Origin of the sequence: Nocardioides sp. LS1, assembly GCF_003865225.1 — a bacterium.
Lineage (GTDB): Bacteria > Actinomycetota > Actinomycetes > Propionibacteriales > Nocardioidaceae > Nocardioides > Nocardioides ginsengisegetis.
Map to the genome: position 1 here is coordinate 360,919 of NZ_BIFF01000006.1, position 25,917 is coordinate 386,835.

The following is a 25,917-nucleotide window of genomic DNA, read 5'->3' on the forward strand; positions in this document are numbered from 1 at the left end:
ACCGTGATCCGTCCCGCCCGCCTCGGAGCCTCCCCGGTCCCGCTCGGCGGGTCTACGCTCCGGTCATGAGCGCGTCGCCGACCGGTGACCGGAGGTGCGAGGAGTGCCTGGCAGTCCTCTCCCCCACGGCGCGGTTCTGCCCGGAGTGCGGTGCCCGCGTGGCGCCGGGGTCCGTGCCGGAGAACCGGCGCACGGTCACCCTGCTGTTCAGCGACGTGACCGGCTCCACCGCGATGGGCGAGCACCTGGACCCAGAGGCCTACCGACGGCTGATGACGCGCTACTTCGCGGTCGCGCGGGAGGCGGTCGAGCGGCACGGAGGGCAGGTCGAGAAGTTCGTGGGTGACGCCGTCCTGGCCGTCTTCGGGGTGCCGGAGGTGCGGGAGGACGACGCGCTCCGCGCGGTGCGCGCCGCCCAGGACCTGACGGCCGCGGTCGCAGCTCTGTCTGCGGAGATCGAGCGGACCCTGGGCACCAGCCTGCTGGTCCGGACGGGCGTCAACACCGGCTCGGTCGTGACCGGCGCGGCGTACGCCGGTGGCTCGTTCGTGACCGGCGACGCGGTCAACACGGCGGCCCGGCTGGAGCAGGCGGCCGCGCCCGGGCAGGTGCTGCTGGGCGCCGCGACCCTCGCCCTCGTGCGCGACTCGGTCGAGGTCGGCGAGGCCCTGGCCATCGCGGCGAAGGGCAAGTCCGAGCCCGTGGTGGCCCACCCCTTGCTCTCGGTGGCCGACGCAGCAGAGGGACGCGTACGCCGCCCCGAGACGCCGCTCGTCGGGCGCGACCGCGAGGCGGAGGTCCTCGACGTCACGCTCGACCGGACCCTGGAGTCGCGCCGCGGCCACCTCGTCACCGTGCTGGGCGACCCCGGGATCGGCAAGACCCGCCTCATCGACGACTTCGTCCGGCGCATCGGCGACCGCGCCCAGGTCGTCGGCGGGCGCTGCGTGTCCTACGGCCAGGGCATCACCTACTGGCCGGTCGTCCAGCTGCTGCGCCAGGCCCTCGGCCTCACCGGCAACGAGTCCGAGGAGGGCACCCGGCACGTCCTGACCCGGCTCGGTGACGACGTGCCCGACTGGGACCAGGTCGTCGACCTGGTCCTGCCGCTGCTGGGTGGCTCGGGCGACCCCGGTCGGTGCGACCAGACCTCCTGGTCGGTGGCGCGCGTCCTCGAGCGCCTGGCTCTCCGACGCCCCCTGGTCGTCACCGTCGACGACCTCCACTGGGCCGAGCCGACGCTGGTCGAGCTGCTCGAGCGGGTCCGCGACGAAGTGGCCGACCTGCCGCTGCTGTTCGTGTGCCAGGCCCGCCCTGAGCTCCTCGACCGGCAGCCGGGCTGGGGAGGTGGCTCCCTGAACTCCACGCTCTTCGCGCTCGACCCCTTCAGCACCGCCCAGACCGGCACGTCGATCACCGGACTGCTGGGCGGTCCCGTCCCGGCCGAGGTCGCCGCTGCCGTCGCCGACTGGGCCGGTGCCAACCCGCTGTTCGTCGAGGAGATCACCGCGCACCTCGTCGAGGAGGGGGTGCTCGTCCACGACGACGGCGCCGGCTGGGTCCTCGTCGGCGACCTGTCGCAGGCGCGGGTGCCGCCGACGGTCAGCGCCCTGATCGCCGCCCGCCTCGATCGGCTGCCCGTGGCCGAGCGTCAGCTGCTGGAGCGGGTCTCGGTGGTGGGTCTGGAGATGACGACGTACGACGCCCTCGCCCTCGCCGACGACACCGCGTCGGTCGAGCACCTGCTGTCGGTCCTCGCGCGGCGTGACCTGCTCCGGCGGACCCGCGGCCCCCAGGGGGACACCTGGGCGTTCCGGCACGTGCTGGTCAGGGACGCGGCCTACGAATCGCTTCCCAAGGAGCTGCGGGCCGAGCTGCACGAACGGTTCGCCGCACGCCTGGCGACCGCCGAGACCGACGCGGGCCCTGAACGCGTGGCTTTCCAGGCCCACCACCTGGAGCAGGCCGCCCGGCTCCGCCACGAGGTGACACCCGGGTCCCCGGAGGCGATCGGCCTGGCCATCCGGGCCGCGACGACCCTGGCGGCCGCTGCCCAGGAGGCCGTCGACCGCGACGACAGCCCCGCGGCGGAAGGGCTGCTCCGCGGGGCACTCACCCTCTCGGGTCTCGCCCCGGCAGCGCGCCGCGACCTGATGGCCCGGCTGAACGCACTGTTGCTGGGACGCGGCCGGATCGCGGACTCGAAGGCCCTGATCGAGGAGTACGCCGCCACCCTGGACGACCCGCCGGCCGCCATCGACGTGGCGTACGTTCGCGCCTGGCGGCTCTCGCACGCGTTGACCGGGGCCGAGGATGTCGATCCCGCCGACCTCGCAACCGCGGCCGCGGAGCTCGCGGACCTGGCCCGCGCCGCCGACGACCTGGTCCGCCTCGACCAGGCGCTGGTGGTGGCGATGCACGGGGTCGAGATGCTCGCGCAGTTCGACGAGCTCCTGCGGCTGAGCGAGGAGGAGGCGGGGCTCGGGGGCGCCCCCGCGCGGCATGCCGAGTCGGTCCGGCCCTTCGCGCTCATGTTCGGGACGAGGCCGATGTCGGTGACTGCCGAGAACACCGCGCGGCTGGCCGCGCTGCCGGGCCGGTCACGGCTGTTCCGGGTGTGGATGCAGGTGTACGCCGCGATGTGCGCCGCCGCGATGGCCACCCCGGACTCGGCGGGGCTCGTGGAGGCGGCCGGGCGCGCCGCGGCGGCGCTCGACCCCGCGGACGCGGACGAGCTGACCGCGACCCTGGCCGAGGCCAACCTCCTCCTCGGCAACTACCCGGAGGCCTTCACCTACTTCGAGCGCAGCATCGCCCGGCACCGGCGCTGGGGCGGCCTCGCCTTCGCCTCGACCGACCTGGCCCAGCAAGCAGGGGTGCTGCTGGCGCTGGACGCGCCGCTCGACCGTGTTCGCGAGATCCTGACTCAGGCGGAGGCCGTGACGTCGCGGCACGACGTGCTCAGCCTGGCCCTGGTGGCGATGGGTCACTGCGTCGTCGCGGCACGCGAGGGTGACCTCGAGGAGGCGGCCCGGCGGGCGACCGAGGCCGTCGAGACCGTCGACCGGGGCGACCTGAGCATCATGCGTCCACGGGTACGAGTGGTGGTCAGCGAGGCGGCCCGCCTGCGGGGAGATCGTGCCGAGGAGCACCGGCTGCTCGGCGAGGCCCTGGAGCTCTGCAGGGCCAAGGAGCTGCACGCGATGAGCCGGAGGATAGAGGAGCGGCTCCGTAGTCTCTAGCAGCATTTCGCGCGGATTCCGTCGCGATGTCTAGATTTGGCAGTCCTTTCCGTCGCGAAAGCGGTGCAAGCGCCGCTACTCTCGCAGCATGACCCACCCCACCTCCGGGGGCCCCGGCCTTCCGCAGGAGCGACGACTCGTCACCGCCATCCCCGGCCCCCGCTCCCTGGAGCGGCTGGAGCGCAAGCGCGCATTCGTCGCCGATGGCGTGGGCACGATGCTTCCGGTCTTCGTGACCGCGGCCGGGGGCGGGATCCTCCACGACGTCGACGGCAACGCCCTGATCGACCTGGGGTCCGGGATCGCCGTCACGTCGGTCGGCAACTCGGCGCCGTCGGTGGTCCGGCGGGTGCACGAGCAGGTCGACGCGTTCACCCACACCTGCTTCATGATCACCCCGTACGACGGCTACGTGGACGTCTGCGCCGAGCTGGCCGAGCTGACCCCCGGGGTGCACGCCAAGAAGTCGGCCCTGTTCAACTCCGGCGCCGAGGCGGTCGAGAACGCCGTCAAGATCGCCCGGGTGGCGACCGGCCGGGACGCGGTCGCGGTATTCGACCACGCCTACCACGGGCGCACCAACCTCACGATGGCCATGACCGCCAAGGCGATGCCCTACAAGCACGGCTTCGGGCCGTTCGCGGGCGAGGTCTACCGGGCGCCGATGAGCTACCCCTACCTCGACGGCCGGTCCGGCGCCGAGGCGGCCGCCGCGGCGGTCGACGTACTGGAGAAGCAGGTGGGCGCCGGCAGCCTCGCGTGCGTCGTGATCGAGCCGATCCAGGGCGAGGGCGGATTCGTCGTGCCCGCGCCGGGCTTCCTGCCGGCGATCTCGGCCTGGTGCGCGGCCAACGGCGTCCTGTTCGTGGCCGACGAGATCCAGACCGGCTTCTGCCGCACCGGCGACTGGTTCGCCTGCGACCACGAGGTCGTCGTGCCCGACCTGGTCACGACGGCCAAGGGCATCGCCGGCGGGCTGCCGCTCGCGGCCGTGACCGGCCGCGCCGAGCTCATGGACGCCGCGCACGTCGGCGGCCTCGGCGGCACCTACGGCGGCAACCCGGTGGCCTGCGCCGCCGCCCTCGGCGCGATCGAGGAGATGCACACCCACGACCTGGCCGCGCGAGCCCGGGACATCGGAGTGCTCATGGAGAAGCGGCTCGGTGCACTGGCCGCTGAGCACCCGGTGATCGGCGACGTGCGCGGACGCGGAGCGATGATGGCCATCGAGCTCCGCACCCCGGGGACCGGTCTCGGGGGCAACCCCGAGCCGGCCCGCGCGGCCGCCGTGTCGGCCTGGTGCCACGCCCGCGGCGTCGTCACCCTGACCTGCGGCACCTGGGGCAACGTGTTCCGCTTCCTGCCTCCCCTGTCGATCTCGGACGCCCTGCTCGAGGAAGGACTCGATGTCGTGTCCGAGGCGTTCGCCGCCACCGCCTGAACCCTCCGCGCACGACCCCCGACGCACCGAGTCGGTGTGGACTCCCAGATCGACCGCAACCGGAGCACCACGCCGGCTCGGTGTCGTGTCAGCGCACCGTCTCCCCGGCGCCGGCCGAGAGCCGCTGGGCGAGGTAGATCGGGACCGCGGAGAGCAGCACCAGCACGGCGGCGACGACGTTGACGACCGGTCCCTGGTTGGGCCTGAAGAGGTTCTGGAAGATCCAGATCGGCAGTGTCTGGTCGGTCGGGCTGATCGTGAAGGTGGTCACGACGATCTCGTCGAAGGACAGCCCGAACGACAGCAGCGCCCCAGCCAGCAGCGCCGAGCGGAGCATCGGGAAGGTGACCAGCCGGAACGTCGTGAAGGGACCCGCGCCCAGGTCCATCGAGGCCTGCTCGAAGTTGCCGCCGAGCCGCTGGAGACGGGCCTGCACGTTGTTGAACACGGTGACGATGCAGAACGTCGCGTGGGCGACGACCACGGTGACCAGGCTCAGCCCGACCCCGAGGATCGTGGTGAACGCGTTGCTGAGCGCGATGCCCGTCACGATGCCGGGCAGCGCGATCGGCAGGATGATCACGAGCGAGACGAGGTTGCGCCCGAAGAACCGGGTGCGCTGCAGGCCGAGGCTGGCCAGCGTGCCGAGCACCAGCGCGACCGCGGTCGCGAGGAGGGCCACCTCCACGCTGGTCCACAGCGCCGACCGGGCGCCACTGCTGTGCCAGGCGGCATCCCACCACTTCAGGGTCAGGTCCGGCGGCGGCCAGGTGAAGGTGCGGTCGACGTTGAACGAGTTGAGCACCACCAGCACCAGCGGCGTGTAGATCACGAGCAGCACCACGGCGGTGAACGCCATCAGCGCGGCGCGCATGCCTCGGGACATCGTCATCGCGGCCTCCCCTACAGGTTGTCCAGCGCGCCGGTCCGTCGGACGACGGCCAGGTAGATGAGCATGACGGCGATGGGCACCGTGGTCACCGCCGCCGCGAACGGCAGGTTGTTGGCGGCGCCGATGTTGTTGTAGACGACGTTGCCGAGCAGCTGGCTCGTGCCGCCGACGATGCTGACCGCGATGAAGTCGCCCATGGACAGCGAGAAGGTGAAGATCGACCCGGCCACCAGGGCGGGGAAGGCCGTCGGCAGCACCACCCGGACCACAGTGGTCCAGGCGTGGGCCCCGAGGTCCGCCGACGCCTCCAGCATCGAGTCGGGCAGCCGCTGGAGCCCGGCGTACACCGGCAGGATCATGTACGGCAGCCACAGGTAGGCCAGCGTCATCGTCGTCGCGAACAGGCCGTAGCCGGGCGAGTGCAGCCCCAACGGGCCCAGGACCCAGTCGAGGAGCCCACCCTGGGACAGCATCCCGCGCCAGGCGTAGGCCTTGACGAGGTACGACGCCCACAGCGGCATCAGCACGGCGATCACCAGCAGCCGCTGGAGCCGCGGTGAGGCCACCTTGGCCATGTAGAGCGCGATCGGGAAGGCCAGGACAGCATCGATGACGGTCACGAGAGCCGCGATCGCCAGCGTCCGCACGGTGATGGTCCGGTAGACGTCGATGGTCAGCAGGTCGCGGAAGTTGTCCAGCGTCCAGTGCCGCTGGATCTGGCCGGTGAAGTCGTCCTGGGTCCACAGCGACGTGATCAGCAGGGCCGCGAGCGCGCCGAGGTAGGCCACCCCGAGCCACAGGAGCGGCGGGGTCAGGAGCAACGCGGTGCGGGTCCGCGTCTGCGTCACGGTCAGCCCTTGATCTCGGTCCAGGCCTGGGTCCAGTCGCCGTAGTCGGTGCACTTCACGTCGGTGCGCCCGTCGAGGCACTGGGAGATCGGCGTGGTCCAGTACCAGATCTTGTCCGCGAACGACTGGTCCGTCGCGTGGTACTCGTCGCAGTGCTTCTTGTTCACGGTGAGGTCGCACGCCTTGGCGTTGGCCGGCGCCTCACCGAAGTACTCCGCGACCTCCGCCTGGGGGCCCGGGCTGGTGATGTAGTCCATCCACGCGTAGGCGCAGTTGGAGTGCTTCGACGCCGCGCTGACCATCCAGGTGTCCGACCACCCGGTCGACGTCTCCTCCGGGAAGACGGTCTTGATGGGAGCGCCCTCCCCCGCGGCGAGGCTGGCGTTGATCTGCCAGGTCGTCCCGATCACGGTGTCGCCCGTCGTCAGGGCCTGGACGTTCTGCAGGTAGTTCGCCCAGTACTCCGAGATGTTCTTCCGCTGGGCCTTGAGCAGGTCCACCGCGGCGGCGAGCTGGTCCTGGTCGAGGGCGTAGGGGTTGGTGATGCCGAGGTCGGGCTGGTGCTTCATGAGGTAGAGGCCGGCGTCGGCGATGTAGATCGGCGAGTCGTACGCCGTCACCTTGCCGGCGTACTTGGACGCGTCGTCGAACACCGCGCTCCAGCTCGTCGGAGCCGGCTTGACCACGTCGGAGTTGTACGAGAGCAGGTTGGCGCCCCAGCCGTGCGGGATGCCGTACATCTGGCCGTCGACGGAGTTCCAGGCGCGGTCCTTGAGGAACGGCACGATGTCGGCGTAGCTCTTGATCAGGTCGGTGTTCACGGGAGCCGCGTCGCCGGAGGCGATCAGCCGCAACGAGGCGTCGCCGGAGGCCGAGACGACGTCGTACTGGTCGGTCTGCATCAGCTTGACGGCCTCGTCGGAGGTGTTGAACACCTTCACGTGGGCCTGGCACCCGGTCTGCTTCTCGAACGGCGTGACCCAGTCGTACTTCGGGCTGTTGCTGCCGTCCTCGGCGTAGCCCGCCCAGGCCAGGATGTTGACCTCGCCCTCCATGTCACCGATCGACTGCTTCATCGGCACGTCGGGAGGGGTGAAGCCGTTGCCCCCGCCGCTGCTGGAGCTCGTGTCACTGCTGGTGCCGCACCCCGAGAGCACCGCCAGCAGCGCGACGCCGGCGAGGGCGGCGAGCCGCCCGGAGCTTCTGTTCATCATGCTGTCTCCTCCTCAGGGGACGCCCCCGGGCCGGAGCCGGCCAGGGACACGAGGTTGTCGCGCTGCCAGGTGAGCACGACGGGGTGGTCGCGCCGCTCCAGCGCGGCGTCGATCGAGCGGTCAGTGTTCTGGTGGGACACGGTCAGGGTCGCGCCCGCATCGAGGTCGACGACCGAGTGCGTCGTGGCACCGAGGTAGACGACCTCGCGGACGACACCCCGCGCGACACACGTGCCGTCGTCGCCGTCGGGGGCGCGGTCCGGGGCGACCATCGAGACCTTCTCCGGTCGGATCACGAAGGTGCCGTCCTCGCCGAGCAGGGTCCGGGACACCTCGCCCTGCAGCAGGTTGGAGGTGCCGACGAAGCCGGCCACGAACGAGCTGGCCGGGCGCTCGTAGAGCTCGACGGGGGTGGCGAGCTGCTCGATGCGGCCCTCGTTGAACACCGCGATCCGGTCGCTCATCGTCAGCGCCTCCTCCTGGTCGTGGGTCACGAACACGAAGGTGATGCCGACGTCGCGCTGGATCTGCTTGAGCTCGATCTGCATCTCGCGGCGCAGCTTGAGGTCGAGCGCGCCGAGCGGCTCGTCGAGCAGAAGGACCTGGGGCCGGTTGACCAGCGCGCGGGCCAGCGCGACGCGCTGGCGCTGGCCGCCGGACAGCTGGTGCGGGCGGCGGTCGGCGTACCCCTCGAGGCGGACGGTGGCCAGCGCCTCGAGCGCCCGGGCGCGACGCTGGTCGCGCGGCACCTTCTTCACGCGCAGGCCGTACTCGACGTTCTGGCGCACGCTCATGTGCGGGAAGATCGCGTAGTCCTGGAAGACGGTGTTGACGTCGCGCCGGTTGGGCGGGCGGTCGGTCACGTCGTGCTCGCCGAGCAGCACCCGGCCCGCGGTCGGCGTCTCGAAGCCGGCGATCAGCCGCAGCACGGTCGTCTTGCCCGAGCCGGACGGGCCGAGCATGGAGAAGAACTCGCCCTCGGCGATGTCGAGGTCCAGGGCGTCCACGGCCCGCACGTCACCGAAGTGCTTGCTCAGGCCGCGCAGGGAAATCGCCGACATGCCGGAACGGTAGCGAAGGTCAGCCTTCGATTTCCATCGTCTGACGCCATCTTGACAACGATTTACACCATCGTGATGCTCCGGATCTGGCTGAAATCGCCGAGCTCCCCTCCTCAGACGTCGAGCTCCTTGATCCCCCACGGGCTGCCGTAGGCGGTCAGCAGGTCCAGGAAGGGCACCGCGTCGAAGGCCTCGGGGCCCAGCACGCCGGTCCCCGACCAGACACCGGTGGCCAGCAGCTCCAGGGCCACGACGGGGTTGATCGCCGTCTGCCAGACCACGCACTGGTGGCCGTACTCCTGCATGGTCCACTCGTTGTCCACGACGTGGTAGAGGTACGTCGACCGCGGCCCGGTCGGGGTGCCCTCGCCGTCCTTGCCGGTGCCCGTGACCCACAGGCCGGCGCAGGTCTTGCCCTTCATGCGCGGGCCGACGGTCGCCGGGTCCGGCAGCACCGCGGCCACCACGTCCCGCGGACTGACCTCGACGCCCTTGACGCGGACCTTCTCGGTGCGGTCCAGGCCGAGGGTGTGCAGCACCTTGAGGATGGTGATGAACTCGTCGCCGAGGCCGTACTTGAACGTCGCCCGCCTGCAGTCGACCCAGCGCGGCATGAGGAGGACCTCCTCGTGCTCCACGTTGACGCACTCCACCGGACCGATGCCCTCGGGGAAGTCGAAGACCTCCGGCTCGGAGAACGGCTCGGTCGTGTGCCACTCCCCGTCCTGCCAGATCACCGGCGGGTTGAGGCACTCCTCGATCGTGGTCCACATCGAGAACGACGGCGCGAAGATCTCGTTGCCGTCGTCGTCGGTCACGACGAGGTTGGCCCCGTCGCGGGTGCCGAGCTCGTCGATCTCGCTGAACAGGTGGTCCGCGGCGTACCGCGCGAAGACGTCGGACAGCCCCGGCTCCACACCGATGCCGACCAGCGCCAGGCGGCCCGCCGCCCCCCAGGCGGGGGCCGCCTCGAACTGGTGGTCTCCGAGCTTCACGCCCGTCTTCTCGTACGGCGCCTCCGGGTGCGGCGTCGAGAGCGACATCGCCATGTCGAGGTAGTCCGCGCCCGCCGCGAAGGCCCCCTCGAACACCGGCATGTTGAAGACCGGGTCGACGGCGTTCATCACGTGCGTGATCCGGTGGTCGCGGCACAGCGCGGTCACCGACTCCACCGACGAGGCGTCGACCTGCGCCGCGACGTACCGGTCGTCCTGCGCCGCCGCCTTCTCGGCACGGGCCGGGTCGTAGTCGGCGACGACGATGGCCTCGAAGAAGTCGCGGCGCGCGGCGATCGCGGCGAAGGCCGACCCGACCCCGCCCGCCCCGACGAGCAGGATCCGCATCGGGTCACTCACCGATGTAGCTCATCACGTGCTTGATGCGGGTGTAGTCCTCGAGCCCGTACATGGAGAGGTCCTTGCCGTAGCCGGAGTGCTTGAAGCCGCCGTGGGGCATCTCGGCGACGATCGGGATGTGGGTGTTGATCCACACCGCGCCGAAGTCGAGGTGCTTGGCCATCCGCATGGCGCGGCCGTGGTCGCGGGTCCACACCGATGAGGCGAGGCCGTACTGCACGCCGTTGGCCCACCGGAGCGCCTCGGCCTCGTCGGAGAAGCGCTGCACGGTGATGACCGGGCCGAAGATCTCGTCCTGCACCTGCTCGTCGTCCTGGCGGAGGCCGGAGAGCACGGTCGGCTCGTAGAAGTAGCCCTGCTCCCCCTGGCGCTTGCCCCCGGTCTCGATCCTCGCGTGGTCGGGCAGCCGGTCGACCATGCCGGTCACGCGGGCGAGCTGGTTCTCGTTGTTGAGGGCGCCGTAGAGCGCGTCCTCGTCGTCGGGGAGGCCGGTGCTGGTGCCGCGCGCCTGCTCGGTGAGCGCGGCGACGAACTCGTCGTGGACGCCCGGCCCGGCGAGGACGCGGGTGGCGGCGGTGCAGTCCTGGCCGGCGTTGAAGTAGCCGGCCTCGGCGATGCCGGCGGCCGCCTTCTCGATGTCGGCGTCGTCGAAGACGATCACCGGCGCCTTGCCGCCGAGCTCGAGGTGGGCGCGCTTGAGCTGGGCGGCCGCGGAGCCCGCGACCTCCATCCCCGCCCGGACCGAGCCGGTGATCGAGACCATCTGGGGGGTCGGGTGCTCGACCACGAGCCGACCCGTGTCGCGGTCGCCGCAGACGACGTTCAGGACGCCGGGCGGCAGGAACTCCTGGGCGAGCTCGGCGAGCAGCGTCGAGCTCGCCGGCGTGGTGTCGCTGGGCTTGAGGACGACGGTGTTGCCGGCCGCGAGGGCGGGCGCGATCTTCCAGACCATCATCATCAGCGGGTAGTTCCAGGGGGTCACCTGGCCGACGACGCCGATCGGCTCGCGCCGCACGAAGGAGGTGTGGTCCTTCATGTACTCCCCCGCCGAGCGCCCCTCGAGCACGCGGGCGGCGCCGGCGAAGAACCGGATCTGGTCCACGCACGGCGGCAGCTCCTCGCTGGCGGTCAGGCCGAGCGGCTTGCCGGTGTCCTGGGACTCGACCCGCACGAACTCGTCGGCGCGCTTCTCGAGGGCGTCGGCGATCTTGAGCAGCGCCTGCTGCCGCTCGGACGGCGTCGTGTCGCCCCACTCCTCGAAGGCGCGGGCGGCCGCGGTGTAGGCGCGGTCGACGTCCTCGGCCCCCGACAGCGGGGCCTGCGCGTACGTCGCTCCCGTGGTCGGGTCGACGACGTCGTACGTCGTGCCGGCGGCGGACTCGACGAGCTCACCGTTGATGACATTGCGGAAGGTCAGGTCTGCCATGGCGCGAGCCTAGGCGAGACGACGGTGGGGCCGTAACCCTTAGGCAACGAAATCCGTGTGAAATCTGGCCCCACACCACGGATTCGCTTGCCTGTCGGGGGGTGAACCGTCCACGATGGTCCGTATGCACCCGGACTACGACCACCTCCAGCGCGCCGCCAAGGACCACCTGTGGATGCACTTCACGCGGCACTCCACCTATGACCACGCCGACGTGCCGGTCATCGTGCGGGGCGAGGGTCCCTACATCTGGGACGCCAAGGGCAAGCGCTACCTCGACGCGCTCGCCGGGCTCTTCGTCTCCCAGCTGGGCCACGGGCGCACCGAGCTCGCCGACGCCGCGGCCGCCCAGGCCCGCGAGCTGGCGTTCATGCCGCTGTGGTCCTACGCGCACCCCTCGGCGATCCAGCTGGCCGAGCGGGTCGCCGGCTACGCGCCGGGCGACCTCAACCGCGTCTTCTTCACCAGCGGCGGCGGCGAGGCCGTCGAGACCGCGTGGAAGCTCGCCAAGAACTACTTCAAGCTCACCGGCAAGCCGATGAAGCACAAGGTGATCAGCCGCGCGATCGCCTACCACGGCACCACCCAGGGTGCGCTGTCGATCACCGGGCTGCCGGGGCTCAAGCAGCAGTTCGAGCCGCTGGTGCCCTCGACGTTCCGGGTGCCCAACACCAACGCCTACCGCGCCTCGGAGATCACCGGCGGCTTCCTCGACGGCAGCGACCCGGAGGCCTTCGGCCGCTGGGCCGCCGACCAGATCGCGGTCGCGATCGAGAACGAGGGTCCCGACACGGTGGCCGCGGTGTTCCTCGAGCCGGTGCAGAACGCCGGCGGCTGCTTCCCGCCCCCGCCCGGCTACTTCCAGCGGGTCCGCGAGATCTGCGACGAGCACGACGTACTGCTGGTCTCCGACGAGGTGATCTGCGCCTTCGGCCGACTCGGCCACATGTTCGGCGCGGAGCGCTACGGCTACCAGCCCGACATGATCACCTGCGCCAAGGGCATCACCTCGGGCTACGCACCGCTCGGCGCGATGATCGCCTCGGAGCGGCTGATGGCGCCCTTCCTGCAGGGCCACGAGTCCTTCGCCCACGGCTACACCTTCGGCGGCCACCCGGTCTCCACGGCCGTGGCGATGGCCAACCTCGACATCTTCGAGAACGAGAAGGTGCTGGAGAACGTCCGCGACAACGAGGGTGCGTTCCGGGCGACCCTGGAGCGGCTGCTGGACCTGCCGATCGTGGGCGACGTCCGCGGCGACGGCTACTTCTACGGGATCGAGCTGGTCAAGGACAAGGACACCAAGGAGACCTTCAACGACGAGGAGGCCGAGAAGCTGCTGCGCGGCTTCCTGTCCAAGGCGTTGTACGACGAGGGCCTCTACTGCCGCGCCGACGACCGGGGCGACCCGGTCATCCAGCTCTCCCCGCCGCTGATCTGCACCCAGGAGCACTTCGACGAGATCGAGCAGATCCTGCGCGTGGTCCTGGACAAGGCCTCGTCGCTGGTCTGAGGTCTCCGCGCCACGTCATGCGGGCGGAGCCGACGTGTGCCCGTCCGTACGACGTCCGGCGGGCGACTCAGGTCAGCGCCCGGCTCCGGCGCCGGTTGTTGGCCTCGCCACCCAGCACGATCAGCACCGAGACGAGGAACATCACCGTCCCGATCACGTTGACCTGCATCGGGACACCGCGCTGGGCGACGCCCCAGACGTACATCGGGAACGTCGTGGTCTGGCCGGCGTTGAGGTTGGTGATGATGAAGTCGTCGAAGGAGAGCGAGAAGCTCAGCAGCGCGGCGCCCAGGATGCCGGGGAAGACCAGCGGGAACGTGACCCGCCAGAACGTCTGGGCAGGGGTGGCGTAGAGGTCCATCGCCGCCTGCTCGAGCGTGTCGTCCATCCCGGCCAGCCGGGCCCGCACGGTCACGACGACGAAGGACAGGCAGAACATCACGTGGGCGATCAGGATCGTCCAGAAGCCCAGTTGACCGCTGAAGCCGGCGGCCACGAAGAGCGCCAGCAGCGAGGAGCCCATCACGATCTCGGGCGCGGCCATGGGCAGGAAGATCAGCAGGTTGGTCGCCGAGCGGCCCACGAAGTCGTGGCGCACCAGCGCGAACGCCGCGAGGGTGCCGAGCACGGTCGCCCCGAGCGTGGCGAGCAGCCCGATCTCGACGCTGCGCCCCAGTGCCGAGCACATGCTCGGGTCCAGGCACGGGTTGGCCCAGTTGGACAGCGTGAACTTGTGGAAGGCGTAGACGTTGCGGCTCGGCGGGTCGTTGAAGCTCATCCCGATCACGATCGCGATCGGCACGAACGTGTAGACGAGGACGAGCAGCCCGAGCAGGAGCACGATCCGCTCCCGGAACCAGCGCATCACAGCAGGTCCTCCGTCCCGGCCCGGCGGACGTAGACGAGGACCATCGCCACGATCAGCACCATCAGGATCACCGACAGCGCGGCCGCCGACGGGTAGTCGTTGGCGTCGGTGAACAGGCTCTGGATCTTGGTGCCGACCATCGCCTGGTTGGGGCTGCCCAGCAGCTGCACGTTGATGAAGTCACCGGCCGCCGGGATGAACGTCAGCAGCGTCCCGGACACCACGCCCGGGAGCGACAGCGGCCAGGTGACCTTCCAGAACCCGACGAACGGGTTGGCGTAGAGGTCGCCGGACGCCTCGATCAGCCGGTGGTCGATCTTGTCGAGGCTGGCGAAGAGCGGCAGCACCATGAAGGGCAGGAAGTTGTAGGTCAGGCCCGCGATGACGGCGGCCGGCGTGGCCAGGAGCCGGCCGTCCGCACCGAGCACGTGCACGGCCTGGAGGGTGTTCACCACGAAGCCGTCGTCGGCCAGGATCAGCTTCCACGACAGGGTGCGGATCAGGAAGCTCGTGAAGAACGGCGCGATCACCAGCACCAGCAGGAGGTTCTTCCACCGGCCGGACTTGAAGGCGATCGCGTAGGCCAGCACGTAGCCGAGCAGCAGGCAGAGCAAGGTCGCGGCGCCGCCGTACAGCAGCGACCTGACCAGGGGGCTCCAGTACGTCGAGAGCGCGTCGGAGTAGTTGCTCCACGACCAGTCCATCGTGTAGCCGCGGAAGTCCGAGCCGCTCGGGTCGAACAGGCTGGTGGCGACCAGGGAGTAGAGCGGCACCACGAAGAAGAGGCCGAGCCACAGGAGTCCCGGCAGGAGCAGGAGGTAGCCGGTGCCGCCGCGGCGCCGGACCGTCTCGCTCATCAACCCTCCTCGCGCCGCTGGGCGCCGGCCTCGGCGTCCTGGCTGTGGTCGAGGAGGAAGGCGTACTCGGGTCGCCAGGACAGCTCGACGCGGTCGCCCTGGCGGAAGATCCGACGCCGTCCGGTGTTCTGCTCGAAGACCTGGAGCTCCTGGCCCCACGGCATCCGGACGAGGTACTGCGTGCTGACGCCGAAGAAGCTCACGTCGGTGACGACACCGCCGGGGATGGTGTTGCCCGGGGCATCGAGGGCCTCGCCCTCCTCCCCGATCAGCACCTTCTCCGGCCGGATCCCGACCCAGCCCTGGTCGCCCTCGGCGTGCGTGCGCTCGGTCGGGACCGTGACCCCGATGCCGTGCATCTCCACGCTGACCACGTCGGCGGCGCGCGACCGGATGGTGCCCTCGATCAGGTTGGACTGGCCCAGGAAGTTGGCCACGAACGTGGACTGGGGGTTCTCGTAGAGCTCGGCGGGGGCACCCATCTGCTCGATGACGCCCTTGTTCATGACCGCGACCGTGTCGGCCATGGTCATGGCCTCCTCCTGGTCGTGGGTGACGTGGATGAACGTCAGCCCGACCTCGGTCTGGATCCGCTTGAGCTCGATCTGCATCGAGCGGCGCAGCTTGAGGTCGAGCGCCCCGAGCGGCTCGTCGAGCAGCAGCACCTCGGGCTTGTTGATCAGCGCCCGGGCCAGCGCCACCCGTTGCTGCTGGCCGCCGGACAGCTGGGCCGGCTTCTTGCGGGCCTGGCTGGTCAGCTCGACGAGCTCGAGCATGTCGGCGACCTGCTGCTTGACGTCGGCCTTCTTGCGGCGGCGTAGCCCGAACGCGACGTTCTCGAAGATGTCGAGGTGCGGGAACAGCGCATAGCTCTGGAAGACGGTGTTGACCGGCCGGTGGTAGGGCTTGGCGGCGGTGATGTCCTGCCCGGCGAGGGTGATGGTCCCGGCCGTGGGCGTCTCCAGGCCGGCCACCATCCGCAGGGTCGTGGTCTTGCCGCAGCCCGAGGGGCCGAGGAGCGCGAAGAACGTGCCACGGGGTACGTCGAGGTCGAGGTCGTGGACGGCCTCGAACGCACCGAAGGACTTCGTCACCGACCGCAGCCGCAGCCCCTCGAAGGACTCCGCAGCCTCGTCCACCACGTCGCTCTCAGCCACCTGAGACATCGGACCACTCTCCTTCGTACTGGATCTGCTGCCGGTCATCGAGCGCCATGAAGTCCCACGTCTTCGACAGCATGTCCTCGTCGGGGAAGATCAGCTTGTTGTCGACGAGGGAGGCATCGATCTTCTCCATCTCCTGCTGGGCGCCCTCGACCGGGCAGATGTAGTTGACCCAGGCCGCCAGCTTCGCGGCGTTGACCGGGTCGTAGTAGAAGTTGATCCACTCCTCGGCGTTGGCCTCGTGGGTGGCCAGGTTGGGCACCATCATGTTGTCGCTCCAGATGGCCAGGCCCTCCTCCGGCGTCACGAACTTGATGTCGGGGTTGTCGAACTGGAGCTGGATCACGTCGCCCGACCACGCCTCGCAGGCCAGGAGGTTCCCGGCCGCCAGGTCCTGGGTGTAGTCGTTGCCGGTGAAGGCCCGGATCTGCCCGTTGGACACCGATCCGCGGAGCCGGTCGATCGCGTTGGCCCACTGGTCCGCGGTGAAGTTCTGGGGCTCGGCGCCGACGAGCTTGAGCAGGAAGCCCATCGTGTCGCGCATCTCGTTGAGCAGCGTGACGCGTCCCTTGAGGTCGGGGTTGTCCAGGAGCTCGCCGAAGCTCTTGATCTCGCCGGTCTTGGCGGCGTTGTAGGCGATGCCGGTGAAGCCGGTCTGCCACGGCGCGTGGTACTTCGCGGTCTTGTCCCACGCCCTCCCCCGCAGCGCCTGGAGGAGGTTCTGGTGGACGTTGGGCACCTTGGCGGGGTCCAGCGGCTGGATCCAGCCCAGGCCGATCATCCGGGCGGCCATCCAGTCGGTCAGGACGATCATGTCGCGGCCGATGGGCTGGCAGGTGCCGAGCTGGTTCTTGACCTTGGCGTAGAACTCGGTGTTGGCGTTGATGTCGTCGGTGTACTTCACCGTGATGCCCGTCTGGGCCTCGAACTCGTCGCGGGTGTTGCCCTTCTGGCGCCGCGGGTCGATGTAGCCGGGCCAGTTGCTGATCACCAGCTCGCGCTCCGAGGCGGACACGTCGCGCGCCCGGCACGTCAACGGGTCCTGCTGGGCTCCCGGGACGTCGAAGAACGGCAGGTCGAGCGCGGCGATGCTGAGCCCGCCGAAGGCCAGTCCTCCCGCGCCCTTGAGCAGTCCCCGGCGCGACAGCCCGGGCCGGCCGGACGCGCTTCCTCGTGGCATCTGACTCCTTCGAGTGTTTGCTCTCGATGCTCGGATCGTGTCATGCCCGGGGGTCCCCGACAAGCGATCCCGTCGAACCGAAACCTCTGCGCAACGAAATCCCTTGTTTCGGCGACACTGCCGAAACCTTTGACCTGACCCGGTCCCCCTGACAGGCTTCGGCCCATGACGAGGAAGCCCCCGACCCAGCTCGACGACGTCAGCAAGGCGATCATCGAGCAGCTCCAGCAGGACGGACGACGCTCCTACGCGGCGATCGGCAAGGTCGTCGGGCTCTCCGAGGCGGCCGTCCGGCAGCGCGTCCAGCGGCTCACCGACAGCGGCGTCATGCAGGTCGTCGCGGTCACCGACCCGCTCGAGCTCGGCTTCGCCCGGCAGGCCATGGTCGGCATCCGCGTCACCGGTCCGCTGGAGAAGGCCGCCGACCGCATCGCCGAGCTCGAGGAGGTCGACTACGTCGTGGTCACCGCAGGCTCCTTCGACCTCCTCGTCGAGGTCGTCTGCGAGAGCGACGAGCACCTGCTCGAGCTGATCTCGGACCGGATCCGGACCATCGAGGGCGTCGTCGCCACCGAGACGTTCATGTACCTCCGGCTCCGCAAGCAGACCTACTCGTGGGGCGTGCGCTGAGCCTCCGTCGACCCGGCCGCGACCGGCCCTACGACCGGTTGTCGCTCTGGCACGACACCGCCGGCGACGACTGGACCCCCCGCGCGGCGCTGCCCGGCGACACCGAGGCCGACGTCGCGATCGTCGGTGCGGGCTACACCGGCCTGTGGACCGCCCACTACCTCGCCGAGGCCGACCCGACGCTGCGGATCGTCGTCCTCGAGGCCGAGGTGGCGGGGTACGGCGCCTCCGGGCGCAACGGCGGCTGGTGCTCGGCCCTGTTCCCCGCCTCCCTGGACAAGCTGGCGGCGGCGAGCGGCCGCGACGCGGCCCTGGCCCAGCACGCCGCGATGCGGGCCACGGTCGACGAGGTCGCCCGGGTCGCCCGCGCCGAGGGCATCGACGCCGACCTGGCCCACGGCGGCACGATCACGGTGGCCCGGACCGGTGCGCAGTGGCGGCGCGCCCGCGCGGAGGTGGAGCACGCACGGTCCTGGGGCCGCGGGGAGGACGACCTGCGGCTCCTCGACCGCCGCGCGGCCACGGCCGTCCTCGACGCGACCGGCACGCGCGGGGCGACGTACACGCCCGACTGCATGGCGATCCACCCCGCCAAGCTCGTCCGCGGGCTGGCCCGCGCCGTCGAGCGGCGCGGCGTCACGATCCACGAGCGCACCCGCGTCACCGCGATCGAGCCGGGTCTCGCGCGGACCAAGCACGGCACCGTGCGGGCCGACACGGTCGTCCGGGCGACCGAGGGCTACACCCCCTCGCTGGCCGGGGAGCACCGCACCCTCGCGCCGGTCTACTCGCTCGTCATCGCCACCGCGCCGCTGCCCGCCGACGTGTGGGACCGGATCGGGCTGGCCCGGCGGGAGACCTTCACCGACCACCGGCACCTGATCGTCTACGGCCAGCGCACGGCCGACGACCGGCTCGTGTTCGGCGGGCGGGGGGCGCCGTACCACCTCGGCTCGCGGGTCCGCCCGGGGTTCGACCACGACGAGAAGGTCTTCGCCAGCCTCTACGACGCGATGACCACGCTCTTCCCGGTGCTCGCCGGCACCCGCGTGACCCACGCATGGGGCGGCGCCCTGGGCATCCCCCGCGACTGGTGCGCCTCGGTCGGGCTGGACCGCGCGACCGGCCTCGCGTGGGCGGGCGGCTACGTCGGCGACGGCGTCAGCACCACCAACCTCGCCGGCCGCACCCTGCGCGACCTGGTGCTGGGCCACGACACCGACCTGACCCGGCTGCCGTGGGTCGGCCACCGGTCCCGCGTGTGGGAGCGCGAGCCGCTGCGGTGGCTCGGCATCAACGTCGGCCTGCGCGCGATGACCCTCGCCGACGCCGAGGAGTCCCTCACCCGGCAGCCGAGCCTCGTCGCCCGGGCCGTGGGACCGCTGATCGGCGGCTGAGCCCGCCGAGCGGCGATCGTCAGCCCAGGCCGTTCGCCGCCGTGCGGGCGGGCCGGGTGGGGTCGACCAGCCAGGCCTTGAAGAACCCGTCGAGCTGCTGCCCGCTGACCTGCTCGGCGAGCGCCTCGAACTGCCGGGTGGCGCCGTTGTCGCCGGCCCGCGAGTGCACCCACTGACGCAGCAGCCGCCAGTAGTCGTCGTTGCCGATCCGGTGCCGCAGCGCCTGCAGGGCCATCCCGCCGCGCTGGTAGACCTGCCAGTCGAAGATGTGGTCGCGGCCCGGGTCGTCGACCTGGAGCGTCCAGAAGTCGGCGTCGTCGGCGAGGGTGTCGTACCAGTACTCCAGCCACTGCTGCGCCGACTGGCCACCGTGGGTCTCGGCGTACCGCGCCTCCATGAAGGTGGCCGCGCCCTCGTTGAGCCAGATGTCGCGCCAGTTGGCGATGGCCACGGAGTCGCCGAACCACTGGTGGGCCAGCTCGTGCACGACGGTGGTGACGGCCTCGGAGGTCAGGACGGGGTACGTCGGCCGGGTCTGGTTCTCCAGCGCGAAGCCCGGGTTGAGGCTGGTCGTCAGGCCGCCGGTGTCGGCGAACGGGTAGTGCCCGAGCTGGCGCTCGAGCCAGGTCACGATGCCCGGGGTGCGCTCCATGAGCCGCAGGGAGGCGTTGCGGGTCGAGGTGGGGATGCGGTCGGACACCGCGACGTACCACGGAAGCCCGTCGTGGACGCCGTGTCGGATGACGAAGTGGCCGGCCGCGAAGAAGGCGAGGTAGGGCACCATCGGCTCGGCCGCGCGCCAGTGGGTCGTCGCGCGTCGACCGTTGACCTCGCGACCCACGAGGTGCCCGTTGGCGACGACCTGCTTGTCGGCGGCCGTGGTGATGTGGAGGTCCATCAGCGCCCGGTCGCGCGGGTGGTCGTTGGCCGGGAACCACCACGGCGCCATGTGCGGCTCGTTCATCGCCACGACCTCGGAGTCGTCGGCGAGCCAGTTGTGCTCGCCGTTCCAGCCGAGCTTCTCGGGCTGGCCGGCGTAGCGCACCAGCACCTGGAAGCGGTCGCCCCGCGCGATCGGTGAGGCGGGCGTCACCCGCAGCTCGTGCAGGTCGGGCTTGGCGTAAGCCGCAGGCACCCCGTCGACGGTCACGCCCTGCACCGGGAGCAGCAGGTCGAGGTCGAAGCGGCTCAGCGCCTGGGTGGCGCGGACCGTCAGGCGGGTCCAGCCGGACAGGTGCCGGGTCGTGAAGTCGTAGGTGTCGTGCACCTCGTAGCGGACCACGTCGATGCCGCCGTTGCCGTCCAGCGGGAAGTAGGGGTCGCCCATCCCGGCGGCCCCGGGTGACGGCATCTCGGCCGCCGTCGGGGCGGGGTCGGCGACCGCCGGCACCGCGCCGGGCAGCACGCCCAGGACGAGGGCGGACGTGGCCAGGGCAGCCCAGCGGCGGGGCGAGAGCGTCACGAGCAGAACCTACCCAGCCCGTCGGAAAACCGCTTGCGGCGCCCGGGGCGGGACCTCCACGATGGTCCCGCCCCGGGTGCTGCCACTTCCGCAGCCGTGCCCATGACCGAGAGGAGCCGTGACATGTCGATGACTGTCCCCGGCCTGTCCGCAGACCGCACCCCTCTCACCTCATGGAGCACCCACACCGATGTCCCAGGACTTCACGCAACACGAGCTTGACCCTTCCTTCGTCTTCGACTTCGAGGCGTACGACGACGACCTCCCGGACGGCCAGCGCTGGTCGACCTGGCTGAGCGTCGAGCCGCTCTGCCGGGGTCCGCAGCCGCGCCCCGACTGGGTGGTGACCTCCCAGGCCGCCCTCGACACCGACCTCGGCATCCTCAAGACCGGCAAGGAGGCCGACGCGTTCCTGCTGGAGCGCGCCGTCCCCGGATCCGAGGCCCTCGGGGAGTCGGTCGTCATGGTGGCCAAGCGCTACCGCAGCACCGACCACCGCAACTTCCACCGCGCCGCGTCCTACACCGAGGGCCGCAGCATGAAGCGCTCGCGCGACGAGCGTGCCCTCAAGCGCAACAGCACGTGGGGCCGGATCGTCGCCGCCGGCGAGTGGGCGATCTCGGAGTGGGACGCCCTCAAGCGCTGCCACGAGCTGGGGCTGCCGGTCCCCTACCCCGTCCAGATCGACGGCACCGAGATCCTCATGGAGTGGATCACCGTCGAGGGCGAGGACGGCACGATGACCGCCCCGCGGCTGGCGCAGACCCGGCCCGACCCGGTCCTGCTGGCGTCGTACTTCGACCAGCTCCGGGACGCGATGGCCACGATGGTGCAGGACGGGATCGTCCACGGCGACCTCTCGCCGTACAACACCCTCGCGGCCGGAGAGCGGCTGGTCATCATCGACCTGCCGCAGATCGTCGACCTGGTGGGCAACGTCAACGGCATGGACTTCCTGCTCCGCGACTGCACCAACATGTGCACGTGGTTCCGGGCGCGGGGCCTCGACGTCGACGAGCACGACCTCTTCGGTGACCTGATGGCTCACGCCTTTTGAGACCGCGTCAGGGGTGCGCCGGCCCAGCGTGGTCTAGGTTCGCCGCGTGAGGCGTTCCCGAGGCCGCGTGGTCCACGTCGAGTCCCTGGCCGAGTTCGACCGGCGGATCGGCGCGGGCGCCGGGTCGCTGTCGGGGTGGCGAGTGCAGGACGTGGACCTCTCGGACCGGGGCGCCGCGCTGGCCGGCGCCCGCACGGCCGGCGCGACGTTCCTGGGCTGCACCTTCGCCGAGGGCGAGGCCGCACGGCTCGAGGCGACGGGAGCCCTGGTCCTCCCGGCGATCCCGGGCGTGCCGGTCGACACCTACCGTGCCGGGCTCTACACCGCCGCGGAGCTCTACGACGCACCCTCCTACCGCGCCACCACGGACGCCCGCGCCTACGCGTGGTCGCAGCGGACCGGCGACCCCGACGCGACCCTCGCCCGCGCCCTGCACGACCACGCGATCGACGAGGCACTCACCGCGTGGACCGCGACGCGGCGCCTGGTCGGCGTGATGGGCGGGCACGCCGCCGAGCGCGGCTCGGAGGAGTACGCCGCGGCGGCGGCCCTCGGGAGGCTGCTCGGCCGCGACCACGTGGTGGCGACCGGCGGCGGCCCGGGCGCGATGGAGGCGGCCAACCTGGGCAGCCGCCTGTCGTCCCGACCGGCCGACGCCCTGGACGAGGCCCTGGGGTCGCTGGCCGCCGTGCCGTCGTACCGGCCCTCGGTCGACGCCTGGGTGCGTGCCGCTCTCGAGGTCGAGCTGCCCGCGGACACCGAGTCGCTCGGGATCCCGACCTGGCACTACGGGCACGAGCCGCCCAACGTCTTCGCCACCGCGATCGCGAAGTACTTCCGCAACGCCACGCGCGAGGCGATCCTGCTCGAGGTCTGCGACGCGGGCATCGTCTTCCTCCCCGGCGCCGGCGGCACCGTGCAGGAGGTCTTCCAGGACGCGTGCGAGAACTACTACGCCGACGAGTCGTCGGTCGCGCCGATGGTGCTCGTGGGGGCGACGTACTGGACCGGCACGCTGCCGGCCTGGCCGCTGCTGTCCTCCCTCGCCCGCGGACGCCCGATGGAGGGGCGGGTGCACCTCGTCGACTCGGTCGAGGAGGCGGCGGACCTGGTGGCCGAGGGCTGCTGAGCGGCTACTCGACGGCGGCGAGCTGGCCGCAGGCCCCGTCGATGTCGCTGCCGCGCGTGTCCCGGACCGTCGTCGGGATGCCCTTGGCCTCGAGCCGGCGGACGAACTCGCGCTCGTCCTTGGGGTCCGAGGCGGTCCACTTCGAGCCCGGCGTGGGGTTGAGCGGGATCAGGTTGACGTGCACCCAGCCCCAGTCGCCGTAGGAGTTCAGGACGTCGCCGAGCAGGTCGGCGCGCCACGCCTGGTCGTTGATGCCGCGCATCATGGCGTACTCGATGGAGACCCGGCGCTTGGTCTTCTCGGCGTAGTCCCAGGCCGCCTCGACGGTCTCGGCGACCGAGAAGCGGGTGTTGATCGGGACGAGCTCGTTGCGGAGCTCGTCATCCGGCGCGTGCAGGCTGAGGGCGAGGGTGACCGGGATGCCCTCCTCGGTCAGCTGCTTCATCCGGGGCACCAGGCCGACGGTGGAGACGGTGATGCCGCGGGCCGACATGCCGAGGCCGTCGGGGGTGGGGTCGGTGAGCCGGCGTACGGCGCCGATGACGGCCTTGTAGTTGGCCAGCGGCTCGCCCATCCCCATGAAGACCACGTTGGAGACGCGACCCGGACCGCCCGGGACCTCGTCGCGGGCGAGCGCCCGGGCGCCGGCGACGACCTGCTCGACGATCTCGGCGGTGGACATGTTGCGCTGCAGGCCGCCCTGGCCGGTGGCGCAGAAGGGGCAGGCCATGCCGCAGCCGGCCTGGCTCGAGACGCACATGGTGACGCGGCCGGGGTAGCGCATCAGCACCGACTCGACGAGTGCCCCGTCGAAGAGCTTCCACAGGGTCTTGCGGGTGGTGCCCTTGTCGGCCTCGAGCGTTCGCAGCGGCGTCATCAGCGTGGGCAGCAGCGCGGCGACGAGGTCGTCGCGCTGGCCGGCCGGCAGGTCGGTCATCTCGGCCGGGTCGTCGACCAGACGGGAGAAGTAGTGGGTGCTGAGCTGCTTGGCGCGGAAGCCCGGGAGGCCCTGCTCGGCGAGCAGCGCCTTGCGCTCCTCGGCGGTGAGGTCGGCGAGGTGACGCGGGGGCTTCTTGCGGCCGCGCGGCTCGTCGAAGACCAGGGGCAGGGTCTTCACGGGGGTGCTGTCGGAGGCGTCAGGGGAGGACATCAGGCCCCGATCATCCCATCCGGGCACACCCGGTGGCGAAACGTCAGTCCTGGTACTGGAAGAGGTACCACAGCACGAGCGCCGTCACGCCGCCCACGACGAGGGCCGTGGCGACCATGCCGATCAGCATGTAGAGGCCGAAGCGGCGCGTACGCGGGGCCGTGACCAGGGCGGCCGGGACGCCCAGCATGACCAGGACCAGCGGGAAGAGGTCCTCGGCGGTGTGGTCGTCGAAGAGCAGGTGCAGGATGCCGGCGAAGACCCCGGGGATCACGATCACGAACGCGAGCCCGGCGAAGAAGCCCGTCAGGGCCGTGAACGTCGGGTGGTCGCGGTGCCACCAGTCCGGCTGCCGATCGACGGCGCCGTCCCGGGGAGTCTGCTCGGTGGTCATCTCGCCGATCCTCTCAGAGACCGCGCCCCGAAGCACGGACCTCCGCGCGGGACGCTCATCACGCCGGCACCTGTCGTGGTGCCGCCGTGGTGCTTGTCGCGGTGCCCCGCGCCCGCCACGCTGGGGCCATGGAGGTCTGGTTCCTCGACGCGTCGGGCGCGCACCGGCGCGAGCCCGACGACGTGGTGGAGCTCTTCGCCCACGACGAGGGCTTCTGGTGGGTCGACGTGCCCGTGTGGGACGAGGACGCCGATGCCCTGCTGACCGGGCTGGGCTGCCACCCGATGGTGGTCGAGGGCTGCCGGCAGCGGAACTACGTCCCGACCGTGCACGGGTACGACGACCACGTGTTCGTCACGACGCAGTCCCCCTTCCTGGGCCGGGCCGGCCACGTGCACCTGCTCGAGCTGGACCAGATCGTCGGCCACCACTACCTGGTCACCGTGCACGGCCCCATCAACCCCGAGGTGCCGCTGGACGTGGCGCTGCTCGAGACGGCCGGCGTCCTGGCCCGGATCGAGGGCGAGCGCTTCCATCCCTCCTCCCCCGCCGAGCTGTCCTACGCGATCACCTCGGCGGTCGCGCGCCGGCAGAGCGGGCTGATCCGGCAGGTCGCGGAGAAGCTGCCAGGCCTGGAGCAGCAGGTGATGACCTCGCAGATGCGCGACCCGGAGGCGCTGCTCGAGACCATGTTCCTGATCCGCCACGAGCTGATCACCACCCGCACGATGGCGGCCCAGTGCCACGACATCTGGGTCCGGATGGCCGGCATCCACCGGATCGCCGACGACCGCGACTCCACCTGGGCCCGCGACCTCGCCGACCAGTTCGACCGGGTGCGCTCGCTGGCCGACGGGGAGTCGCACTTCCTGTTCGGCGTGATCGAGCTCTACCAGACCAAGGTGCACACCAAGATGACCGTCGCCATGGAGCGGCTGGCCGTCATCGCCGCCGTGACGCTGCCCGTCACCGCGATCGCATCCGTCTACGGCATGAACATGATCGTCTCCCAGCACACGCACTACATCGAGCTCGTCGTCGTGCTCGTCGCGATGCTCGCGATCAGCCTGCTGCTGCTGCGCTGGGCGCGGCGGCAGGGGTGGTGGTGAGGCCGCGTCTCAGTCGCCGACCCTGATCAGGTCGGGCATGGCCATCGACTGCCAGCGGTCGAGGTCGGGGGCCTGGCCGGTCAGCCCCGCCACCGCGAGGGTCCAGGCGGTGCCGTGGCCGACCAGGACGACGTCCTCGCCGGCGTGCACGTCGCGGATCCGGGTGACGGCGGCGACGACCCGGTCACGGCAGGCGTCGACGGTCTCCCAGCCGGGATGGGCGCTGAGGTGCGGCTCGGCGAAGGCACGACGTACGACGGCCGGGAAGTCCTCGATCCAGTCGGCGGAGTCGCGCACGTGCTCGCGGAGGTCGTCGACGATGCCGACGTCGGACTCGGTGAGCAGCTGGGCGGTCGCGACCGCCTTGGGCTCCGGCGAGCAGAACCAGACCGCCCGCTGCGGCAGGCGGCCGGACTCACGCAGCGCCCACACGTCGTCGAAGCCGGCGGGGTCCAGCTCCCAGGCGTGGGCGGGACGCGACCGGTCGATCGCCGGCCGGCCGTGGCGGACCAGGAAGAGCGTCACGCCG

At 71.1% G+C, this 25,917-nt stretch carries 22 protein-coding genes; 8 read left to right on the forward strand and 14 right to left on the reverse strand.

Going from position 1 to position 25,917, the window contains the following annotated elements; translation table 11 throughout:
• Positions 1 to 65: 65 nt before the first annotated feature.
• Together EJF31_RS19235 and gabT are read left to right on the forward strand one after the other, a co-directional pair.
• Positions 66 to 3,242 (forward strand): adenylate/guanylate cyclase domain-containing protein, encoded by a 3,177-nt coding sequence (locus tag EJF31_RS19235; protein ID WP_125038775.1) that lies wholly within the window; start codon positions 66 to 68, stop codon positions 3,240 to 3,242.
• An 88-nt stretch (positions 3,243 to 3,330) separates the two neighbouring features.
• Entirely contained in the window at positions 3,331 to 4,683 is a 1,353-nt protein-coding gene (gene gabT / locus EJF31_RS19240) for a 4-aminobutyrate--2-oxoglutarate transaminase (protein ID WP_125038776.1), read from the forward strand.
• Between the two features lie 88 nt (positions 4,684 to 4,771).
• Here gabT and EJF31_RS19245 read toward each other — a convergent pair whose 3' ends face one another.
• The 6 genes from EJF31_RS19245 to EJF31_RS19270 all read right to left on the reverse strand — a co-directional run bounded on the left by EJF31_RS19245 (position 4,772) and on the right by EJF31_RS19270 (position 11,479).
• A complete protein-coding gene (locus EJF31_RS19245; protein WP_125038777.1) occupies positions 4,772 to 5,575 on the reverse strand; it encodes an ABC transporter permease in 804 nt (267 codons plus the stop codon).
• An 11-nt stretch (positions 5,576 to 5,586) separates the two neighbouring features.
• Entirely contained in the window at positions 5,587 to 6,423 is an 837-nt protein-coding gene (locus EJF31_RS19250; protein ID WP_260430972.1) for an ABC transporter permease, read from the reverse strand.
• A gap of 2 nt (positions 6,424 to 6,425) precedes the next feature.
• Positions 6,426 to 7,637, reverse strand: a complete 1,212-nt coding sequence (locus EJF31_RS19255; protein WP_125038778.1) for an ABC transporter substrate-binding protein — start codon at positions 7,635 to 7,637, stop codon at positions 6,426 to 6,428.
• Positions 7,634 to 8,698 carry an ABC transporter ATP-binding protein gene (locus tag EJF31_RS19260; protein ID WP_125038779.1) on the reverse strand — a complete coding sequence of 355 codons (1,065 nt, stop codon included), beginning with the start codon at positions 8,696 to 8,698 and terminating at the stop codon, positions 7,634 to 7,636. The genes EJF31_RS19255 and EJF31_RS19260 overlap by 4 nt, the downstream gene beginning before the upstream one ends.
• A gap of 113 nt (positions 8,699 to 8,811) precedes the next feature.
• On the reverse strand, positions 8,812 to 10,053 hold the full coding sequence (locus tag EJF31_RS19265; RefSeq protein WP_260430973.1) for a saccharopine dehydrogenase family protein: 1,242 nt from the start codon (positions 10,051 to 10,053) through the stop codon (positions 8,812 to 8,814).
• On the reverse strand, positions 10,046 to 11,479 hold the full coding sequence (locus EJF31_RS19270; protein ID WP_125038780.1) for a gamma-aminobutyraldehyde dehydrogenase: 1,434 nt from the start codon (positions 11,477 to 11,479) through the stop codon (positions 10,046 to 10,048). Before EJF31_RS19270 ends, EJF31_RS19265 begins: the two co-directional genes overlap by 8 nt.
• A gap of 124 nt (positions 11,480 to 11,603) precedes the next feature.
• Between EJF31_RS19270 and EJF31_RS19275 the strand changes: the two genes are divergently transcribed.
• Positions 11,604 to 12,992 carry an aspartate aminotransferase family protein gene (locus EJF31_RS19275; protein WP_125038781.1) on the forward strand — a complete coding sequence of 463 codons (1,389 nt, stop codon included), beginning with the start codon at positions 11,604 to 11,606 and terminating at the stop codon, positions 12,990 to 12,992.
• Between the two features lie 67 nt (positions 12,993 to 13,059).
• On the opposite strand, the gene EJF31_RS19280 is transcribed toward EJF31_RS19275, so the two are convergent.
• The 4 genes from EJF31_RS19280 to EJF31_RS19295 are packed head-to-tail and all read right to left on the reverse strand — an operon-like array spanning position 13,060 to position 17,060.
• The gene (locus tag EJF31_RS19280; RefSeq protein ID WP_125038782.1) at positions 13,060 to 13,857 is read right to left on the reverse strand and encodes an ABC transporter permease; all 798 of its coding nucleotides are present in this window, start codon (positions 13,855 to 13,857) and stop codon (positions 13,060 to 13,062) included.
• Complete coding sequence (locus tag EJF31_RS19285) at positions 13,857 to 14,717, reverse strand: ABC transporter permease (RefSeq protein WP_125038783.1); 861 nt, start codon at positions 14,715 to 14,717, stop codon at positions 13,857 to 13,859. The genes EJF31_RS19280 and EJF31_RS19285 overlap by 1 nt, the downstream gene beginning before the upstream one ends.
• Positions 14,717 to 15,883, reverse strand: coding sequence for an ABC transporter ATP-binding protein (locus EJF31_RS19290; RefSeq protein ID WP_125038784.1), 1,167 nt, complete (start codon positions 15,881 to 15,883; stop codon positions 14,717 to 14,719). Before EJF31_RS19290 ends, EJF31_RS19285 begins: the two co-directional genes overlap by 1 nt.
• Positions 15,867 to 17,060, reverse strand: a complete 1,194-nt coding sequence (locus tag EJF31_RS19295; RefSeq protein WP_125038785.1) for a PotD/PotF family extracellular solute-binding protein — start codon at positions 17,058 to 17,060, stop codon at positions 15,867 to 15,869. The genes EJF31_RS19290 and EJF31_RS19295 overlap by 17 nt, the downstream gene beginning before the upstream one ends.
• A 165-nt stretch (positions 17,061 to 17,225) precedes the next feature.
• On the opposite strand from EJF31_RS19295, the gene EJF31_RS19300 reads away from it, so the two are divergent.
• Positions 17,226 to 17,690 carry an Lrp/AsnC family transcriptional regulator gene (locus tag EJF31_RS19300; protein ID WP_125038786.1) on the forward strand — a complete coding sequence of 155 codons (465 nt, stop codon included), beginning with the start codon at positions 17,226 to 17,228 and terminating at the stop codon, positions 17,688 to 17,690.
• A complete protein-coding gene (locus tag EJF31_RS19305) occupies positions 17,675 to 19,087 on the forward strand; it encodes an FAD-binding oxidoreductase (protein ID WP_260430974.1) in 1,413 nt (470 codons plus the stop codon). Before EJF31_RS19300 ends, EJF31_RS19305 begins: the two co-directional genes overlap by 16 nt.
• 19 nt (positions 19,088 to 19,106) lie before the next feature.
• Here the strand turns inward: EJF31_RS19305 and EJF31_RS19310 are convergent, their stop codons facing one another.
• Positions 19,107 to 20,549, reverse strand: a complete 1,443-nt coding sequence (locus EJF31_RS19310; protein ID WP_125038787.1) for a M1 family metallopeptidase — start codon at positions 20,547 to 20,549, stop codon at positions 19,107 to 19,109.
• Positions 20,550 to 20,739: 190 nt separating this feature from the next.
• Here EJF31_RS19310 and EJF31_RS19315 point away from each other — a divergent pair, with 190 nt between their 5' ends.
• Positions 20,740 to 21,606, forward strand: a complete 867-nt coding sequence (locus EJF31_RS19315) for a serine protein kinase RIO (protein WP_125038788.1) — start codon at positions 20,740 to 20,742, stop codon at positions 21,604 to 21,606.
• Between the two features lie 46 nt (positions 21,607 to 21,652).
• A complete protein-coding gene (locus tag EJF31_RS19320; RefSeq protein ID WP_125038789.1) occupies positions 21,653 to 22,735 on the forward strand; it encodes an LOG family protein in 1,083 nt (360 codons plus the stop codon).
• Between the two features lie 4 nt (positions 22,736 to 22,739).
• Here EJF31_RS19320 and rlmN read toward each other — a convergent pair whose 3' ends face one another.
• Both rlmN and EJF31_RS19330 read right to left on the reverse strand, forming a co-directional pair.
• Positions 22,740 to 23,885: a 23S rRNA (adenine(2503)-C(2))-methyltransferase RlmN gene (gene rlmN / locus EJF31_RS19325; RefSeq protein WP_125038790.1), complete on the reverse strand. Its 1,146-nt coding sequence runs from the start codon at positions 23,883 to 23,885 to the stop codon at positions 22,740 to 22,742.
• 43 nt (positions 23,886 to 23,928) lie between these two features.
• Complete coding sequence (locus EJF31_RS19330; protein WP_125038791.1) at positions 23,929 to 24,279, reverse strand: hypothetical protein; 351 nt, start codon at positions 24,277 to 24,279, stop codon at positions 23,929 to 23,931.
• A 128-nt stretch (positions 24,280 to 24,407) separates the two neighbouring features.
• Here EJF31_RS19330 and EJF31_RS19335 point away from each other — a divergent pair, with 128 nt between their 5' ends.
• Positions 24,408 to 25,388 (forward strand): CorA family divalent cation transporter, encoded by a 981-nt coding sequence (locus tag EJF31_RS19335; RefSeq protein ID WP_125038792.1) that lies wholly within the window; start codon positions 24,408 to 24,410, stop codon positions 25,386 to 25,388.
• A gap of 9 nt (positions 25,389 to 25,397) precedes the next feature.
• On the opposite strand, the gene EJF31_RS19340 is transcribed toward EJF31_RS19335, so the two are convergent.
• Positions 25,398 to 25,913 carry a histidine phosphatase family protein gene (locus EJF31_RS19340; RefSeq protein ID WP_125038793.1) on the reverse strand — a complete coding sequence of 172 codons (516 nt, stop codon included), beginning with the start codon at positions 25,911 to 25,913 and terminating at the stop codon, positions 25,398 to 25,400.
• Positions 25,914 to 25,917 lie beyond the last annotated feature (4 nt).